This window comes from Planktothrix sp. PCC 11201 (assembly GCF_900009135.1).
Lineage (GTDB): Bacteria > Cyanobacteriota > Cyanobacteriia > Cyanobacteriales > Microcoleaceae > Planktothrix.
In genome coordinates this window covers 296,119-314,791 of record NZ_LT797688.1, presented here as the reverse complement: position 1 = coordinate 314,791, position 18,673 = coordinate 296,119, and the positions used below count along the sequence as shown (strand labels likewise).

General features: G+C 43.5%; 12 protein-coding genes and 1 rRNA gene. 10 read left to right on the top strand and 3 right to left on the bottom strand.

Annotated elements, in window-relative coordinates; all coding sequences use genetic code 11:
* The first annotated feature begins 176 nt into the window (after positions 1–176).
* The 7 genes from PL11201_RS02200 (at position 177) to modB (ending at position 9,231) form a co-directional block, all read left to right on the top strand.
* Positions 177–3,063 (top strand): 23S ribosomal RNA (locus tag PL11201_RS02200).
* Between the two features lie 145 nt (positions 3,064–3,208).
* Positions 3,209–3,733: an RDD family protein gene (locus PL11201_RS02195; protein WP_079677014.1), complete on the top strand. Its 525-nt coding sequence runs from the start codon at positions 3,209–3,211 to the stop codon at positions 3,731–3,733.
* A gap of 48 nt (positions 3,734–3,781) precedes the next feature.
* Complete coding sequence (gene rpmG / locus PL11201_RS02190; RefSeq protein WP_071782501.1) at positions 3,782–3,970, top strand: 50S ribosomal protein L33; 189 nt, start codon at positions 3,782–3,784, stop codon at positions 3,968–3,970.
* Between the two features lie 83 nt (positions 3,971–4,053).
* On the top strand, positions 4,054–4,269 hold the full coding sequence (rpsR, locus tag PL11201_RS02185) for a 30S ribosomal protein S18 (protein WP_026788747.1): 216 nt from the start codon (positions 4,054–4,056) through the stop codon (positions 4,267–4,269).
* An 8-nt stretch (positions 4,270–4,277) separates the two neighbouring features.
* Positions 4,278–6,281 carry a ribonuclease catalytic domain-containing protein gene (locus PL11201_RS02180; protein ID WP_079677013.1) on the top strand — a complete coding sequence of 668 codons (2,004 nt, stop codon included), beginning with the start codon at positions 4,278–4,280 and terminating at the stop codon, positions 6,279–6,281.
* Between the two features lie 277 nt (positions 6,282–6,558).
* Positions 6,559–7,383, top strand: a complete 825-nt coding sequence (gene modA, locus PL11201_RS02175) for a molybdate ABC transporter substrate-binding protein (RefSeq protein ID WP_079677012.1) — start codon at positions 6,559–6,561, stop codon at positions 7,381–7,383.
* 24 nt (positions 7,384–7,407) lie between these two features.
* Entirely contained in the window at positions 7,408–9,231 is a 1,824-nt protein-coding gene (modB, locus tag PL11201_RS02170) for a molybdate ABC transporter permease subunit (RefSeq protein ID WP_079677011.1), read from the top strand.
* 51 nt (positions 9,232–9,282) lie between these two features.
* Here modB and PL11201_RS02165 read toward each other — a convergent pair whose 3' ends face one another.
* Positions 9,283–10,887, bottom strand: coding sequence for a tetratricopeptide repeat protein (locus PL11201_RS02165; RefSeq protein ID WP_079677010.1), 1,605 nt, complete (start codon positions 10,885–10,887; stop codon positions 9,283–9,285).
* A 915-nt stretch (positions 10,888–11,802) separates the two neighbouring features.
* Here PL11201_RS02165 and PL11201_RS02160 point away from each other — a divergent pair.
* Positions 11,803–13,890, top strand: a complete 2,088-nt coding sequence (locus PL11201_RS02160; RefSeq protein WP_079677009.1) for a sulfotransferase — start codon at positions 11,803–11,805, stop codon at positions 13,888–13,890.
* A 127-nt stretch (positions 13,891–14,017) separates the two neighbouring features.
* Positions 14,018–15,076: a glycosyltransferase family 4 protein gene (locus tag PL11201_RS02155; RefSeq protein WP_079677008.1), complete on the top strand. Its 1,059-nt coding sequence runs from the start codon at positions 14,018–14,020 to the stop codon at positions 15,074–15,076.
* Positions 15,077–15,117: 41 nt separating this feature from the next.
* Here PL11201_RS02155 and PL11201_RS02150 read toward each other — a convergent pair whose 3' ends face one another.
* Positions 15,118–16,743, bottom strand: coding sequence for an adenylate/guanylate cyclase domain-containing protein (locus PL11201_RS02150; RefSeq protein ID WP_339394338.1), 1,626 nt, complete (start codon positions 16,741–16,743; stop codon positions 15,118–15,120).
* Between the two features lie 435 nt (positions 16,744–17,178).
* On the opposite strand from PL11201_RS02150, the gene recF reads away from it, so the two are divergent.
* Positions 17,179–18,336 carry a DNA replication/repair protein RecF gene (gene recF, locus PL11201_RS02145; RefSeq protein WP_079677007.1) on the top strand — a complete coding sequence of 386 codons (1,158 nt, stop codon included), beginning with the start codon at positions 17,179–17,181 and terminating at the stop codon, positions 18,334–18,336.
* 18 nt (positions 18,337–18,354) lie between these two features.
* On the opposite strand, the gene PL11201_RS02140 is transcribed toward recF, so the two are convergent.
* Entirely contained in the window at positions 18,355–18,624 is a 270-nt protein-coding gene (locus tag PL11201_RS02140) for a type II toxin-antitoxin system Phd/YefM family antitoxin (protein ID WP_079677006.1), read from the bottom strand.
* Positions 18,625–18,673 lie beyond the last annotated feature (49 nt).

The following is an 18,673-nucleotide window of genomic DNA, read 5'->3' as shown; positions in this document are numbered from 1 at the left end:
CTTTCCGACAAGAAAGAGTAAATGCTGGGAAAAGTTCCAGCCAGAACCTTGAAAACTGCATAGAAGAATCAAAAGGGATCAAATTAATGAAACCAGAACCGGGAATAAGAAACCCGGAAAAGTTCTGGTGTTCAGGAGTTCGGAAACGAACAGAAAATCTCTGAAAAAGAGAAAGTGGTCAAGATAGAAAGGGCTGACGGTGGAAACCTTGGCACACAGAGGCGAAGAAGGACGTGGCGACCGACGATAAACTCCGGGGAGCTGGAAGCGAGCAATGAGCCGGAGGTGTCCGAATGGGGCAACCCAAAAACAGCCCACCGAATCAAATAAGTGGGCATGAGCGAACCGGGCGAACTGAAACATCTTAGTAGCCCGAGGAAAAGAAAGCAAAAGCGATTTCCCGAGTAGTGGTGAGCGAAAGGGAAACAGCCTAAACCAACAGGTTTACCTGTTGGGGTAGTGGGACAGCGACACTGGACTTAGAGAGTTAGACAAAGCAGATGAAACCTGCACCAGAGAGGGTGAAAGTCCCGTAGTCGAAAACTCAAAGAGCCTAGCTGAATCCCGAGTAGCACGGAGCCCGTGAAAGTCCGTGTGAATCCGCCTCGACCACGAGGTAAGGCTAAATACTCCTGTGTGACCGATAGAGAAACAGTACCGTGAGGGAAAGGTGAAAAGAACCCCGGAAGGGGAGTGAAATAGAACCTGAAACCGTCAGCTTACAAGCAGTGGGAGTCCGATTTAACGGATGACCGCGTGCCTGTTGAAGCATGAGCCGGCGAGTTAAAGGCAATGGCAGGTTAAGACAGAAAATGTCGCAGCCCAAGCGAAAGCGAGTCTGAAGAGGGCGAAGAAGTCATTGTTTTTAGACCCGAACCCGGGTGATCTAACCATGTCCAGGATGAAGCTTGGGTAAAACCAATTGAAGGTCCGAACCGACCGATGTTGAAAAATCGGCGGATGAGGTGTGGTTAGGGGTGAAATGCCAATCGAACCCGGAGCTAGCTGGTTCTCCCCGAAATGTGTTGAGGCACAGCGGTTGTGGAAAAATCTGGGGGGTAAAGCACTGTTTCGGTGCGGGCTGCGAGAGCGGTACCAAATCGAGACAAACTCTGAATACCCAGAGGAAGAACAACCAGTCAGACGGTGGGGGATAAGCTCCATCGTCAAGAGGGAAACAGCCCAGACCACCAGCTAAGGTCCCCAAATCACCACTAAGTGAGAAAGGAGGTGGGAATGCTTAGACAACCAGGAGGTTTGCCTAGAAGCAGCCAACCTTAAAAGAGTGCGTAATAGCTCACTGGTCAAGCGTTGCCGCGCCGAAAATGAACGGGGCTAAGTGGTGTACCGAAGCTGTGGAATATGATTTATTGTATTGGTAGGGGAGCGTTCTGGCGTAGGGAGAAGCACTAGCGGAAGCAGGTGTGGACGAACCAGAAGTGAGAATGTCGGCTTGAGTAGCGAAAATGTAGGTGAGAATCCTACACCCCGAAACCCTAAGGGTTCCTCCGCACGGCTCGTCCGCGGAGGGTGAGTCAGGGCCTAAGGCGAGGCTGAAGAGCGTAGTCGATGGACAACGGGCGAAGAATCCCGTACCGGTGGTAAATTGGTCAGGGGAACGGAGAAGGTGTGTGCTAGCCGGAAGATGGTTACCGGTGCAACCGTACGAGGTGTTGAGGTCTGGAGAAAACAGACTGAGCTAAGGCGGGAGTCCGACCCTTTACGAAGGGGAAGTAGAGAGCATCAAGCTTCCAAGAAAAGCCCTAAAACCGTTAATTTACCAACGCCTGTACCCGAAACCGACACAGGTAGGGAGGTTGAGAAAACTCAGGGGCGCGAGATAACTCTCTCTAAGGAACTCGGCAAAATGGCTCCGTAACTTCGGGAGAAGGAGTGCTTACGCAAGTAAGCCGCAGTGAAGAGGCCCAGGCGACTGTTTACCAAAAACACAGGTCTCCGCCAACTCGTAAGAGGAAGTATGGGGGCTGACGCCTGCCCAGTGCCGGAAGGTTAAGGAAGTCGGTCAGGCGCAAGCTAAAGCTGATGACTGAAGCCCCGGTGAACGGCGGCCGTAACTATAACGGTCCTAAGGTAGCGAAATTCCTTGTCGGGTAAGTTCCGACCCGCACGAAAGGCGTAACGATCTGGGCACTGTCTCGGAGAGAGACTCGGCGAAATAGAATTGTCTGTGAAGATACGGACTACCTGCACCTGGACAGAAAGACCCTATGAAGCTTTACTGTATCCTGGAATTGGGTTCGGGCTTTGCTTGCGCAGAATAGGTGGGAGGCTTTGAAGTCATCCTTGTGGGGATGATGGAGCCATCGGTGAGATACCACTCTAGTAGAGCTAGAATTCTAACTCTGACCCGTGAATCCGGGTCGAAGACAGTTTCAGGGGGGCAGTTTGACTGGGGCGGTCGCCTCCTAAAAGGTAACGGAGGCGCGCAAAGGTTCCCTCAGAATGGTTGGAAATCATTCGCAGAGTGTAAAGGCAGAAGGGAGCTTGACTGTGAGACCTACAAGTCGAACAGGGTGGAAACACGGCCTTAGTGATCCGACGGTACTGTGTGGAAAGGCCGTCGCTCAACGGATAAAAGTTACTCTAGGGATAACAGGCTGATCTCCCCCAAGAGTTCACATCGACGGGGAGGTTTGGCACCTCGATGTCGGCTCATCGCAACCTGGGGCGGAAGTACGTCCCAAGGGTTGGGCTGTTCGCCCATTAAAGCGGTACGTGAGCTGGGTTCAGAACGTCGTGAGACAGTTCGGTCCATATCCGGTGCAGGCGCAAGAGCATTGAGAGGAGCCTTCCCTAGTACGAGAGGACCGGGAAGGACGCACCGCTGGTGTACCTGTTATCGTGCCAACGGTAAACGCAGGGTAGCTATGTGCGGAGTGGATAACCGCTGAAAGCATCTAAGTGGGAAGCCCACCTCAAGATGATTGCTCTCACCACTTTTTGTGGGTAAGGTCACGGGCAGAACACCCGTTGATAGGTGTTAGGTCGAAGTCCAGTGATGGATGTAGCCAAGACACACTAACAGACCGAGGGCTTGACCTCATCCCCTTTTAATTCTCTATGCAGTCTTCAGTTTTCTTTTTGATTTATTTATTAACTAAATCAACTAAATCAGGCCTCTTTCTGGTATATCAGAGAGAGGTTTTGGTATTTTTAAGTTATAGTATGTTCAAAAATTCAACTGCCTATGAGTTCTGATTTAGTCCCTTTACCTGATCATAAAGTTCCAACCTGGCGGCGTTGTGCCGCATTGGGGGTAGATTTCTGTCTAATTGGATTACTTTGTTCATCCATAGGGGCTAAGGGGGTGACTCTATTTTTCTTATTTATGATCGGTTGGTTGACCTGCCGTGTTGTGGTGGTATCTAAGAACCAAGGACAGAGTTTCGGACGATGGGCCTTTGATATTCGAGTGGTTGATTCCCAACGGAACCGAACTCCTCGGCTTTTAGAACTGCTAAAACGAGAGGGGTTTATGGGTATAGGTGCTTTTCTGTTGCTCTTGAGTTTGGGAAGTTTAACCGCAGGAAATGCCGGGATTTTATTATTAATGCTTCCAATTGTATTGGACTGTGGAGCCGTGCTATTTGATACCAGTCGTCATCCCCAAACTGTTCATGACCGAATTGGACAAACTATTGTGATTGGGAGCAGACGGGGTTATTCTTTGGATGTTAAAATTCGGCATTTGATTGACAAAGTGAAACGATAGATGAGACAATAAACATTTGTGCTTAAATAATCACAACTATCTACGATTATGGCTAAAGGTGTTCGCCTTGTTATTACTGTCGAATGTACGGAGTGCCGTACAAATACTGATAAGCGCTCTCAAGGGGTTTCTAGGTATACCACAACCAAAAACCGCCGGAATACAACAGGACGTTTAGAACTGAAAAAGTTTTGTCGCCACTGTAACAAACACACGGTTCACAAAGAAATTAAGTAATGGCTGTATAAAGTATCCATAACTTAAACACTTACCCTAAACCTTAAATCAACTTTAACAATTCATAGAGGATCAATTTCAGCATGACCTACTTCCGTCGCCAAGTTTCTCCGATCAAACCCGGAACTCCTATCGATTATAAAGATATCGAATTGTTACGGAAATTTGTTACAGAACGGGGTAAAATCCTGCCTCGTCGGATTACTGGACTCACCTGCAAACAGCAGCGAGATCTAACACAAGCTATCAAACGGGCTAGAATCCTAGCGATGTTGCCTTTTGTGAACAAGGAAGGCTAATTTTATCTGTGGAAAAGGGTACTCTGATTGAGCTTAGATTAAACGGAGATCGTCGTCTCGCCGTTGCTGATCGACCTGAAGGGAAAAAACATTGGGTCGTTATTGATGAAAACCTCCTGGCTCATACGATTCACCCGCGGCAAATTGCTTATGAGGTAACGGGGGCTACATACAAACCTGCGGATATCCTGGCTTTTACTAAACAATTGCAGCCTTATCTTGATCCGTCAAGTTTGGAGGTAGCCTGGGAGATTTTAGTAGAGCAAGGAGAAACCGTAGACCCGAAAGAAATGGCTCTGCTTTTATTTTCTGAGCAGAGTCCGCCTCAGTGTTATGCCAGTTATGTGCTGTTGTCGAATGATAAACTCTACTTCAAACAGAAGGGTGAACGCTACGAACCCCGCTCTCCTGGACAAGTAGCAGAAATAAAACATCAACAGGAAGTTAACAGCGCCAAGCAACGGGATGTCCAAGAATATTGGCGGAGGGTAGAAAAGAGACTAGCGGGGGTCGTGGTAGAATGGCAAAATAGTGATCGCACCCGTTTGGATGCGTTAGAGCGTTTGGCGCTGTATGGAGAAGATGCCTCCCATGTCGCACCGGCTTTAGAAACTTTGGCAACCTTGGAACGTTCTCAAACGCCCCAAGCTGCGTTGCAATTGTTAGTAGACTTAGGGATCTGGGGTCTGCATGAAAACCTATCCCTACGTCGGAGTCAAATTCCCACCCAATTTTCAACTCAAGTGCTTGAAGTGGCTCGATGTTGCTTGGATTCTCCCCCGCCTGATCCGGATTCTGATCGCTTAGATCTGACTCATCTTAAGGTCTATACGATTGATGATGAGAGTACCCGTGAGATTGATGATGGTTTGAGTTTAGAGATTTTGGAGGATGGACAACGACGAATTTGGATTCATATTGCTGATCCAACTCGTTTGATTTCTCCCGGAGATGAACTAGACTTAGAAGCCCGTCGCCGGACAACAACGGTTTATCTCCCTACCGGAATGATTCCGATGTTCCCCTCGGAATTGGCAACTGGCCCAATGAGCCTAATTCAAGGCCAGGTCTGTTGTGCTTTGAGTTTTGGTGTGATTTTGGATGAAACGGGTGGGGTAAGGGATTATAGTATTCATGTCAGTAATATTAAACCGACCTATCGCCTCACTTACGATGATGTAGATGAGATGTTGCAAATTGGCATCCAGGGGGAACCGGAAATTGATGCTTTGTCAATGTGGGCTAAACGCCGTAAGGAATGGCGAAATGCGAACGGGGCAATTAGTATTTATATGCCCGAGTCGGTGATTAAGGTGAACGGGGAAGAAATCAGTATTACGGTTTTAGAGGATTCTCCTTCCCGCCAAATGGTGGCGGAAATGATGATTTTAACGGGGGAAGTAGCGGCTCGTTATGGTCAAACCCATAATTTACCGTTACCTTATCGCAGTCAACCCCAACCAGAATTACCGCCGGAGGAGGAGTTGATGCAACTGCCACCAGGGGCGGTGAGAGCTTGTACTATGCGACGTTATATGCCCCGTAGTGAGGTGGGTTTGACTCCTTCGCGCCATGCGAGTTTGGCTTTAGAAACTTATACCCAGGTGACATCGCCGATTCGTCGTTATAGTGATTTATTGGCTCATTTTCAAATTAAAGCCCATCTGCGAGGTGAAACCTCTCCTTTTTCCCTAGAAGATATGCAGGCGATTGTGATGAGTTTAGGGCCGGCGGTGAAGGAAGCGTCCAAAGTGGAACGGGAAACCAATCGTTATTGGAGTTTGGAGTTTTTGCGCCGGAATAGCGATGAAATTTGGCAAGCCACAATGTTGCGATGGCTGCGGGAAGATACCAATTTAGGGTTAGTCTTTTTAGAGGAGTTAGCCTTAGAGTTACCGATGCGATTTAGTCGTTCCGTAGAAGTTGGAGAACAGTTTGAGGTGAAGGTGAGTCATGTTGATCCCCGTATGGATATGATTCAATTTCAGGAGATTATTGGTTCTACTGCTTGATGCACGAATTTTAAGGGTAAAAGATAGGTGTGGGGTGTCAGTTAAGAGTCAACCTGCACCTATTTTTTTTGATTAATAATTAAACAGATTAAACTATTAAATGATTCAAATTAAACAAAATTATAGCAAGAGGCAATAGGGAATAGGCAATCTCGCTATAGGTAAATACTTACTGTGAAAAGCTTTTAGCTTTCAAGAATGTCCTAATAGATGTGGCGACTGCTATAAAAGCCATTTCTGTTTAAGTATTGTTCACAAACCACTAAAATTAATAGCCATGCCTAAACGTATTTTATATTTTTTAATTGGCCTAGTTGTTGTCGTCTTATTGGCTGTAGGAGCCTTTTCCCCTTCTGCCACTCCTCCCCAAGTGACAAGAACTATCACCCCAGCCGTAACCTCCCAAGCTACTACCTTATTAACTGCTGCTGCCGCCAGTTTACAAAATGCCATAGAAGAAATTAATCCCCTATTTAAGTCTGCTAATTCTGGGGTGGAATTAAAATATAATTTCGCCGCCTCTGGGCTTTTACAACAACAAATTGAGCAGGGCGCGCCAGTGGATGTTTTCATTGCCGCCGCTGCTCAACAGATGGATAATCTCCAGAAAAAAGATTTGATTCTCACCGATACTCGGCGGCAACTTTTAACTAACAGTTTAGTTTTAATTGTGCCAAATAATTCTACCTTAAGTATCACCAGTTTTGAACAGTTAACCGACTATAATGTAGGAAAAATTGCCATAGGAGAACCCCGAAGTGTGCCGGCTGGGAAATATGCCGAAGAAGTTTTTACTAAGTTAGGAATTTTGGCAGAATTGCGCCCCAAATTTGTCTATGGCAACTCAGTTCGTAATGTTTTAAGCGCCGTAGAGAGTGGCAATGCCGATGCGGGAATTGTCTACCTCACCGATGCCAAAATCTCTAAGCAGGTGAAACAAGTCGCCACTGCCGCAAAGGATTTACATTCCCCGATCGTCTATCCGATCGCTGTAATTAAAGCCAGCCGGAATCAGGAATCTGCCAAGACTTACATACAGTTTTTGAGCAGTAACTCCGCCCAAGATGTGTTCAAAAAATACGGTTTTGGCATTGCCAACTAAGGCGTGACCGCAGATCTAAAGGCTATGACTACCGATTTATCGCCCCTGTGGATTTCCCTGAAAACGGCGGGACTAGCGACGATCGCGACTTTCTTTCTGGGAACAGCCACAGCCTATGGGATGTTGGGCTATCGAGGACGTTGGAAATCTCTGATGGAGGGGCTGCTGATTGCCCCCTTGATTTTGCCGCCTACCGTGGTGGGATTTCTGCTATTACTACTCTTTGGGAAAAACGGCTTTCTCGGTCAATTCCTATCTTGGGGAAACTTCTCGATTGTCTTCACTTGGTATGCCGCCGTCATCACCGCCACCGTAGTTTCATTTCCCCTGATGTACAAAACCGCCTTGGGAGCTTTTGAGCAAATCGATAGTAGTTTGCTGCAAGTTGCCCGCACCTTGGGGGCTCATGAAGTCCAGGTTTTGCTGCAAATTCTCTTACCCTTAGCGGCTCCAGGACTGGTAGCGGGGATAACCCTGTCTTTCGCTAGGGCTTTGGGGGAATTTGGAGCGACCCTGATGCTGGCTGGCAATATTCCCGGTCAAACTCAAACTATGCCCATGGCCATCTACTTTGCTGTGGAAGCTGGGGATTTCCGTGAAGCCTGGCTGTGGACGATCGCCATCATGTCCATCTCCCTCTCCGGCCTCATGGCAGTCAATTTCACCGCAGCAAAGGGAGGAAAACAATTAACAGTTAACTGTAAGTCTGGAAATACTCAACAACTGATAACTGATAACTGTTCACTGATCACTGATAATAACTGTTTGCTCGTCGTTGATATTGAAAAACAATTAGCCAACTTCAAACTGAATCTGGCGTTCTCTGCCCAGCAGGAAACTTTGGGGATTCTTGGGGGTTCGGGTTCGGGAAAAAGTATGACCCTACGCTGTCTGGCGGGAGTGGAAACGCCAACTAGGGGGCGGATTGTCCTGAATGGACGGACGCTGTTTGATGCTGATCAGCAGATTAACCTGCCTTGCCATCAACGCCGGGTTAGCTTGGTATTTCAAAACTATGCCCTGTTTCCCCACCTGACAGTAGCCCAAAATATTGCCTTTGGCCTACAGCACCTGCCTAAATTCCTCCGCCAACAACAAGTGACTCAACAGCTTGCCCTGATGGAACTACAGGGACTGGGCGATCGCTTCCCTCACCAACTTTCGGGGGGACAACAACAACGGGTAGCTCTAGCTAGGGCTTTGGCAACGGAGCCGGAATTACTTCTGCTCGATGAGCCGTTTTCCGCCCTCGATACCCATCTCCGTAGCCAAATGGAGCAACAACTCCTGGCCACTCTTACCTCCTATGGGGGCATTACCCTGTTTGTCACCCACAACCTAGAGGAGGCTTACCGTCTGTGTGGGAACCTGCTGGTCATGTCTGAGGGTCGAGCGATCGCTTCCGGGACTAAGCATCAAATCTTTGAACATCCCCACACCATGCGGGTGGCACAACTTACAGGTTGCAAAAACTTCTCACGGGCGGTAATACAGGGGGCTAATTCCGTGACTGCTACGGATTGGGGCGTGACCTTACAAGTCCTCGAAGCAATTCCTCATTCTCTAACTAATATTGGCATCCACGCGCACCAAATCAAGATCACCACAAATTCTAATTTTTCTGGTACGGTGGGCGATAATATTTATCCCTGTTGGTTAGCCTCCACCAGCCAAACTCCCCACCGTATGACCTTGTTTCTCAAATTCAATTCCACACCGACTAACTCTCAGGACTACCATGTACAGGCAGAAGTTTTCAAAGAAAAGTGGGACGCTATTAAAGATCAGCCCTTTCCTTGGTATGTGTGCCTTGATGCTAATCGCCTAATGTTGATGGTTGATAGTTGATGGTTGTTATAGCAAGAGGCAATAGGGAATAGGCAATGGGCAATTAAGGCGTTACCCTTTATTCGCTTTTTCGTCCTTTTTTTTTGAAATCACACGACCCATGGCTTCATAAGCTAAATCAAAATCCGGCTTTAGGTTAATTGCTTTTTGCAAATAAACTAAAGCATCTTGATAATTTTTCTTCTGTTCCAAGGCCTCACCCCAATGTAAATTAATATCGGGAGAATGGGGATAAATTTCACAAGCGCGACGATAACAACTAATGGCTTCATCCCACTTTTGGAACATAGCAAAGGTATGACCTAAAAGGTGATAAGCCACTGGAGATCCGGGGTTGAGAACACAGGCGCGCCGGAGGGCGACAATGGCATTTTCAATGTTACCTTGTTGTCGCAGAGTTTGTCCTAAATTTTGATAGGATTCAAAGGAATTGGGGTTAAATTCTTGGGTACGAGAATAGATGGCGATCGCTTCTTCAAATTGACGTTGTTTGTCTAAAATATGTTGTAGGCGAGCTTGAATTTCACTCTGATTTTCGGGATTCAATTCTAAGGCTTGGCGGTAGGCACTGATCGCTTCTTCAAATTGATAAAATCGGGCTAAACTCTGTGCCAATTGATCATATAATTCCGCCGAGGAAGGTTGTAAATGACAAACTTGACGATAAACGGCGATCGCTTCTTCCAATTGATAAACTTGAACCAATGCTTGAGCTAAACCTCCTTGAGATTCGACGGAATTAGGGTCAAGTTCAACACAGCGGCGATAAGCAGTCACAACTTCTTCCCATTGGTCTTGTGTCACCAAAGCCTTTGCTAACTTTTGATAAGCCTCTACAAAATCAGGATTAAGTTCACAAGCTCTATGCAAAGCAATAACCGCTTCTTCCCACTCTTGTTGGTGAATTAATACCGTTCCTAAATCATAATAAGCCACCGCAGAATGGGAATTTACCTGACAGCAACGACGGGAGAGTTTAACAATTTCTTCCCATTTTTCCTGTTGTTCTAAAATAGATCGCAAATTCTGATAAGCCTCTATCAAACTAGGATTGAGTTGATAAGCCCGACGATAATTTTTGACAGCTTCATCGGTTTGACCTAACTGCTCTTGAAGTTTAGCCAATTCTAAATAACATTCCGACCCATAGGGGTTAATCTCCAAGGCTTGATGGTAAGCAGTGATCGCTTCTGGCTGTTGGTTTTGTTGTATAAAAGCCCGTCCGAGGTGGTAATAGGTTTCCCCATCATTAGATTTTAGTGCTAACGCCTTGTGAAAGGAAGAAATAGCCTCTGGAATCTTACCTTGTTGAGTTAGAGCAATGCCCAAATTCGTGTAAAATTGATAATAGCTGCCATCGAGATTAATCGCTTTTTGAAAACAGCTTATGGCCTTACTCACATCTCCGACTTGCATTTCTAAACTGCCTAAGCGGTCATTAAACCAGGGAGAATTAGGGTTGAGATCCACAGCTTTTTGATAAGCTGCGATCGCAGCTTCTGGATTTCCACTGTTGACGAGGGCTTCCCCTAAGTTATAGTAATACCAAGGCGATTTTGGGTTTTCCTCAATCGCTTTCTGGTAACTTTCAATGGCATTCTCAAACTGGCTTTTTCTTAACAGTTGATTGGCGGTTTCAAAATAGCTAATACTCATACTAAAATTCTCAATATTTTCTATGATTTTACTGAAAGTTTAGGGATATTTTGCCTAAAAATACAAGAAAAACTATTAGAGGTTCAGAAGCTAATCCCCCCCTAATTGTTCCCATTGAGTCTTCACCCCACTATACCCATTTTGAATTTTACACCTAATTCATGTCATTTTCTGCTTCCCAATTAAAAAAAATTCGAGATCAACTAGAGCGATCACAGTCCTGGTTAGAAAACATTCAATTTGAGATAGAATCTTTCCAATCTTGATCAACTCTGCCCCCTGCGCCGACGGAACCGACTCAACCCCCTCAATCGTCAATTTTATTTTACCGAGATTATGGAGGTTTTGCCGGGGGACATTTAAAAGTTTGGGATTATTTTAATCATGTCACGCAGAACTATTAACCACTCAACTTTCCAGGGAAGACTATTTAGAACAGCTAAATCGCGCTAGAATAACCGTATTTCTTCCTAACCAAAAAGAGGGAGAGGGTTTTTATCTTCCCGCTTTAGAAGGGATGGCAGTATGAACAGTGGTAATTTGTCCAGGTTTTATTGGCAATCGTTCCTTTTGTCTTCCGGGGTATAATTGTTTACAGCTTTTTTCGCCACGAAAGCCCACTCCTTCAGGTGTCGGGATGGGTGGATGCGACTTTAGCCACAATATCATATTTTTTAGAACTGCGTTTTCTAAAATCTGATAAAATATGATCAGATCACAATTATCAACTTGAAGGTTGTAATCATGCTAGTATTAGAGGCAAAATTAAGGCCAAAAAATTGGCAGTATGAGTTGCTATAAGACGCAATTCTTACTGCCAATTTTGTAGAAATTCTCGATCATATTCATGAAATTTGGTGAGATAGATTACCAATTTCATCTAAAATTATTTTCTTGAGATATTATTCACAGATCATGCAAAAGTCTAACACAGAACAAACCATTTTCATTATCACCGGAATGCACCGTTCAGGAACCTCCTTAGCCGCATCAATTTTGCAAAGTGCGGGGGTTCATATTGGCCGAAATTTATTAGGTGCAGATCATGTTAATATTAAAAGCCATTTTGAAAATATTGACTTTTCTCAGTTTCATATCAACATTTTGGACTCACAAGGAGTTAGTGGTGCGGGTTGGACATTACAGGATAATCTGGAAATCAAAGGAGAATTTGTTGACCGAGCAAAACAACTCATAGAACAAAATGCCTTAAGTTCAATTTGGGGATGGAAAGAACCTCGAACCACCCTATTTTTAGAATTTTGGGCAAAACTGTTACCCGAAGCCAAATTTTTATTAATTTATCGATCGCCTTGGGAAGTGGCTGACTCCTTATATAGAAGGGGAGATGAAATGTTTCAATCTCAACCCGAATTAGCAATCAAATATTGGCAACATTATAATCAAAAAATCCTCGATTTTTATAATCAAGAACAACATCGTTGCTTGTTGACTAACCTAAAAACAATTGTTCAATATCAAGCCGCCTATATTGACACTATTAATCATAAGTTTAACGTTAATTTAAGTCATCCTGCTCCCACGGCTTACGATCCTACTTTGTTGAAAACAGAAATTTCATCGAATAGTCAGCGACCCACTTTAATTGACAGTTACTTTCCCGAAGCCATTGAACTCTATCAAGAACTAGAAGGGAGAGGATGGCATCCTGAACAAACACCGGATTTTTCTTGGCAAGAATTATTAAAACCTTCTCTATACAAAACTTGGGCTTTTCAAGAATGGGTTAATTTACGTCAATTAGAAATAGAAAATAAATCCCTGAAAGCTCAATTGCAGGAGCAATGTGATGAGTTAGAAGAAGTAAAAGTTATTCAAGCTGAAGCAGAACAAACGAAAACCCAACTCAAAACAGCAGAATCTCTATTAGAGCAATATCAATCTCAATTACGAGAAACCGAATCTGTTTTAGAAAAATCTCAAAATCAGTTAAGTAAAACCGAGTCTGTTTTACAACAATCTCATTATCAACTCAATCAAACCTGTACTGAATTAGAAACAGCTAAAACCCAATTAAGTCAATCTCAATTTGATGTGATGCGGTATCAATCACAGTTACATCAAACTCAAGAGGAATTAGAATATTATGAACTTCATCGTCAGGAGTGGGAAGATGCTCAATCTCAACTGGCTAAAGTCGAAGCAAGTTTAAGTCAATTAACAACTCAGTTACAGCAAACCCAAAAACGGGAAGAACGTTTTCAAATTCAACTGCATCAAACTTTAGAAGAATTAGAGCAAACTAAAACTCAACTACAACAGGATCAAGAGAACTTACAAGAAACAAGTAATCAAGTTAAACAGTTAAAGCGAGATTTAAAACGGTCTACTTCCCAACTGTATCAAGTAGAAAGCGAGTTTGATTTATCCCATTCTCAATTACAACAGTCCGAATCTCAACTCGAACAAGCCCAAACTGAGTTAACCGAAATTCAATCCCAATTCCAGGAAACCAAGCGAGAATTAAAACAAAAACAAGCCCAAGTTAATCAACTGCAAACCGAATTAAAGCGATCGCAATCTCAAATGTATCAACTTCAGATTGAATTAGCCCAATCTCAATTGCAAATCCAACAAATCCAAGAGCGGCAACAACTGGAACAAACCCTAAGCAATGATCCTAAAAAACATACTGAGATGGACTATAACCTCTTAATTTGGGATGCCTGGAATGCCTATCGAAATGGTAAACTCCCTCAAATGAAAGCCCACCTGCAAAAAGCCTTAAAGTTAACCACAGTTTCCCCCAGTGAAATCATTTTAACCTGGTTAGAAAGTTTCTCGAAATTGTCCTTAGCCCAGGGCATGGAACTAGATTCAGAAAGTTTAACGAATTCTGAGGAGTGGAAACAGTTAGTCAGACAAATGACCGCTAAAAAAGGTGTTACCCTGACCGAAAAATCTCATGACTTAAGAGTTGAAGAGAAGTTGAAGGCGGTTGAAACCGCAGCTACACAAACAAAACCCGCCGATGCGGGTTGAAGATTTGGATTCAGACTCCCCAAGCCATAAATCTCAAACCCTAGGCCAAAACTTTTTGCGAGAAAGGCTCCCAAATGTAGTAAACTCTGGCTGACACCTAAAGAACCTCTTGCACCTGTAACCTCAGATGCCCCACCATCTGTACCACCTACTCGCTTTTATCATTTCCGCTCTAGTTGTGATCTGGAGTACCCCGATTGTTAAGAAAATCGCCATCCGTTCAGGACGGGTTGATTTGCCCAATGATCGTAAAGTTCATCAACAACCGATGGTGCGCTTAGGTGGCGTTTCCATCTTTGCTGGTGCCTTAATTGCTCTGTTATTGGTTTGGGGGTCAGGTGGCTTTATTGATGCTGCGGGAAAACCCCTGAGCCCACGGGATGAATATGAAATTTGGGGCGTAACCCTTGGGGGTATTGCCTTTTTTATGATTGGCCTGGCGGACGACCTGTTTAGCCTATCCCCTGTGACTCGCCTAGTCCTGCAAACTGGGGTAGCGAGTCTGGCTTGGTGGGTGGGTGTCCGCATTGACTTTTTAACGATTCCGAATTGGGGTCTAGTTCACATTGGATGGTTGAGTTTACCCATTACGGTTATTTGGTTAGTGGGGATGACCAATGCCATTAACTGGATTGATGGTTTAGACGGACTGGCGGCGGGGGTTTGTGGTATTGCCGCCGTTGTCATGTTGATTGTCAGTTTATTTATGAATCAACCCGCCGCAGCTTTAATTGCAGCAGCTTTAGCAGGAAGTGCCCTAGGATTTCTCAGGTATAACTTCAATCCCGCCCAGATTTTTATGGGGGATGGAGGAGCCTATTTCATGGGATTTACCCTAGCTGGGGTTGGGGTGATTGGTTTAGTCAAAGTAACGGCCGTGACCTCGGTTATTCTCCCCTATGTCATTCTAGCGGTTCCGATTTTAGATATGTCGGCGGTGATTTTGGATCGAATTCGTCATGGTAAATCCCCTTTCACTGCGGATAAACGCCACCTGCATCATCGACTCTTAGACGCGGGTTTATCCCAACGCCGAACGGTATTATTTATCTATTCTCTCACCCTTTGGGTGGGAAGTTTAGCCCTAGCTTTTTCGGGAATACCGAGTGGTTTAGCCTATGCCATGGGTGCAACTGGATTATTAGGATACACCAGTTGGCAAGCCTTAAAACGAGCCAGATTATAACAACCGTAGTAACCCCTTCAGGGGTTTCTTAATGATTGAATTTAAAAAGACAGGGCTGTTGATTGAACTTCTTGCCAATGTAAACGATAAAGTTGTAGGGGTTCGGTTTTCCCTTTAACAATAACAGGAGGTATTGTTTCTAAAGGTAAACTCCGATCTTTTAACTGATCCAAAGTTGATTGAGAAATTAAAATTTCGTTTCTATTAGCTGCTGAACAAATGCGACTGGCGACATTCATGGTATCTCCAATATGGGTATATTGAATCAGTTTTTCTGACCCAATATTTCCCGCCGCTACCTGTCCAGTATTCAGTCCAATATGAATATAAATTGGTTCTCCATAACGCTGTTTCCATTGCTGATTCATTCTATCTACCGTCCACTGCATTTCAATCGCGGCTCGCACCGCTCGATCCACATCATCATGGCGAGAATAGGGCGCGCCCCAAACCGCCACTAACGCATCCCCAATATACTTTTCTAAAGTTCCCTCAAAGGGAAAAACAATCTCCTCCACCATCAGTTTAAAATATTCATTTAACATGGAAATCACTTGACGGGGCTGCATCCGAGAAGACATTTCTGTAAATCGAGTAATATCAGAAAATAAAGCCGTTACTTCACTTTCCACGATCGCATCAAACTTTCCTTCTTCCCGCAGTTTTCGACTTACGGCTGGCGGAAAAAACCGTTCTAATTTATTTCTAATTACGGCTTCTTCCTGCATTTTTTTATAGAGTTCGGCATTGTCAATTGCGATCGCCGCTTGATTGGCTAAGGCGGCTAAAAATTCTACATCTTCGGGAGAATAAAGATTAGATAAAGATAAATTATCGACATACAAAACCCCAATCACACTATCCCGCAACTTTAAGGGCGCACACATCGAGGCATGAATAGCTTGACAGAGAATAGACTCAGACCCCTCAAATCGCTCATCGGCTTGAGCATTATCTATTAATACGGCATTTCCCGTTTCTCTGACGATATTGGTAATTTTTTTACTATAAAAATGTTCATCCGCCAGGGGTTCTTCTCGAAATTTAACCGCCTTATTTTCTAAATTATTGGTTTTCGGATTAACTAACAAAATAGCCGCCCGATCCAGATTCATTATTTGAAATAATAAATCTAAAATTTTATCCAGAAGTTTATTCAATTCATTGGGAGAAGATAATTCTTTACTAACTTCTAATAAAATTTTTAACTTATCAACAATTCTTAAATTAGCATCCTGTTGTCGAATATTTAAAACTGAATTTCTGGCTTGAGAAGTTCCTAATAAATCTTGAATAATGGTATAACTGTTATCGGTAGCAAATTCCTGAATAACCGAGGTTTGAGAATTTTCAGCCTCCGATTTTAAAGAGGGTGTGAGGGAAACATTCATAAATTTAAACACCACACGACCACAACGAATTAAATCCCCAGATTTAAGATTCGCGTGTTCAATCATTACCTCATTCACAAAGGTATGATTACTACTCTGCATATCGGTAATTGTGTTTTTTCCTTCGCTGACATCAATGCGAGCGTGATGACGAGAAAGACTCACATCCGCTAAACAAATTGTGCTATCCCGTCCCCGTCCGATGGTATTTACACCGAACTGTAGGTTAAAGGTCATGGCACCGGTTGTGTCGGGATTACAAATTAAATATGGCACTGTCCTCTTATCAGTAATTAGTTATAAGTTATCAGTAGAGACGTGCGATGGCGTCTCCGGATCAGTGATTTCTACGGTTTCCATCCCTGCCCCCTTCCAATGTAACCCCAATTCACTGATTGATCTAGTTTAGGGCATCTTAGCACCGAATTGGGCTGGGGTAACAACCCAAAACTCCATTAGATAGTATGGTAAAGTAATACGGGTTCAAGGGAGTGAGGAATAGGTAATGAGTAATGAGTAATGGGTAATGAGTAATTTATTTTTTAATTTTTATATATGATAAAAGTAATCAGGTTTTAGCTATATCTATAGCTTATTGCCCCATTCTTTAGTCTTTAAAATCATTAATTTAGGACATGAGATACATCTAATTTTTACCCATTACCTATTACCTATTACCTATTACTCATTACCTATTCTCATTGCCTAGCCATGTATTTAAAATTATTACATCTTCGACAGTTTCGCAATTATGCCGATCAAAAAGTTATATTTGAAGCTCCCAAAACAATTTTATTAGGAAATAATGCCCAAGGAAAATCTAATTTACTAGAAGCGGTCGAGTTACTGTCTACCCTCAAAAGTCATCGGGTGAGTCGAGATCGGGATTTGATTTTCAATCCCCAACCGACTGCACAGGTTACAGCAACTTTAGAACGGGATTTAGGGACATTAGATTTAGGGATTACTCTGCGTTCCCAAGGGGGAAGAACTGTTTCTTTAAATGGGGAATCCCTGCGCCGACATTTGGATTTTTTGAGTGTATTAAATGTAGTGCAGTTTTCTAGTTTGGATTTAGAATTAGTCCGGGGAAGTCCTGAATATCGACGCCATTGGTTAGACCGTTTATTGGTACAGTTAGAACCGATTTATGCTTATATTTTACAACAATATAATCAAGTTTTACGCCAAAGAAATGCTTTATTAAAACAAATTAAACAAAATCCAGAAACATCAGAAATTCACCATAAACAAGGGGAATTAGAACTCTGGGATGTTCAATTAGCCGTGGCTGGAACTCGGGTTATCCGCCGTCGCGATCGCGTTTTAGAACGTTTACTCCCTTTGGCTAAAGTTTGGCATGAATCTATTAGTGGAAGTACGGAATTATTGGATATTAGTTATCAACCTAATGTTAATTTAGATTTACTCAATCACAGTTTATCAACGGCGCCACCGGAAAAAATTCAACAGGCTTTTTATGATAAAATTAGAACCAGAGCGATCGCGGAAAAACAACAAGGAATTTCCTTAGTGGGGCCCCATCGAGATGATGTTATCTTTGCCATTAATCAAACTCCAGCCCGGAGTTATGGCTCATCGGGTCAACAACGAACATTAGTTTTAGCCTTAAAATTAGCGGAATTACAACTCATTGAAGAAGTCGTGAGGGAGCCACCTTTACTGCTTTTAGATGATGTTTTAGCAGAATTAGATCTAAACCGACAAAATCAACTTTTAGATGCGATTCAAGACCGATTTCAAACTTTAATTACAACGACTCATTTAGGGGCTTTTGATGCTCAATGGTTAAAACATACTCAAATTTTAAATGTTGAAGCGGGAGAGATTAGTCAGTTTATATATTAGGGAATTACGAATTGGGAATTACGAATTACGAATTACGAATCGGGAATATTGTCTAACTGATTTTTTACCTGATTCGGCTTGTTTAATTGATTCTAATAGGTGTTCTGCATTGGCTGGATTTGATAATAAATATAGTGTTTCTTGCCAAGAGTTAAATTCATCTAAAGACATTAAAACAGCTTGTTTACCTTGATCATTACATAAGATAGTCGGCTCCGCATCAAGGATTACTCTATCAATGATTTCATCTAATTTTTGTTTGGCTTGGTTACTTGTAATTGCTTTCATTTTTTAGCCGTTAGACTGCTATTCTCCTTAAAGATAACATATATTGAGA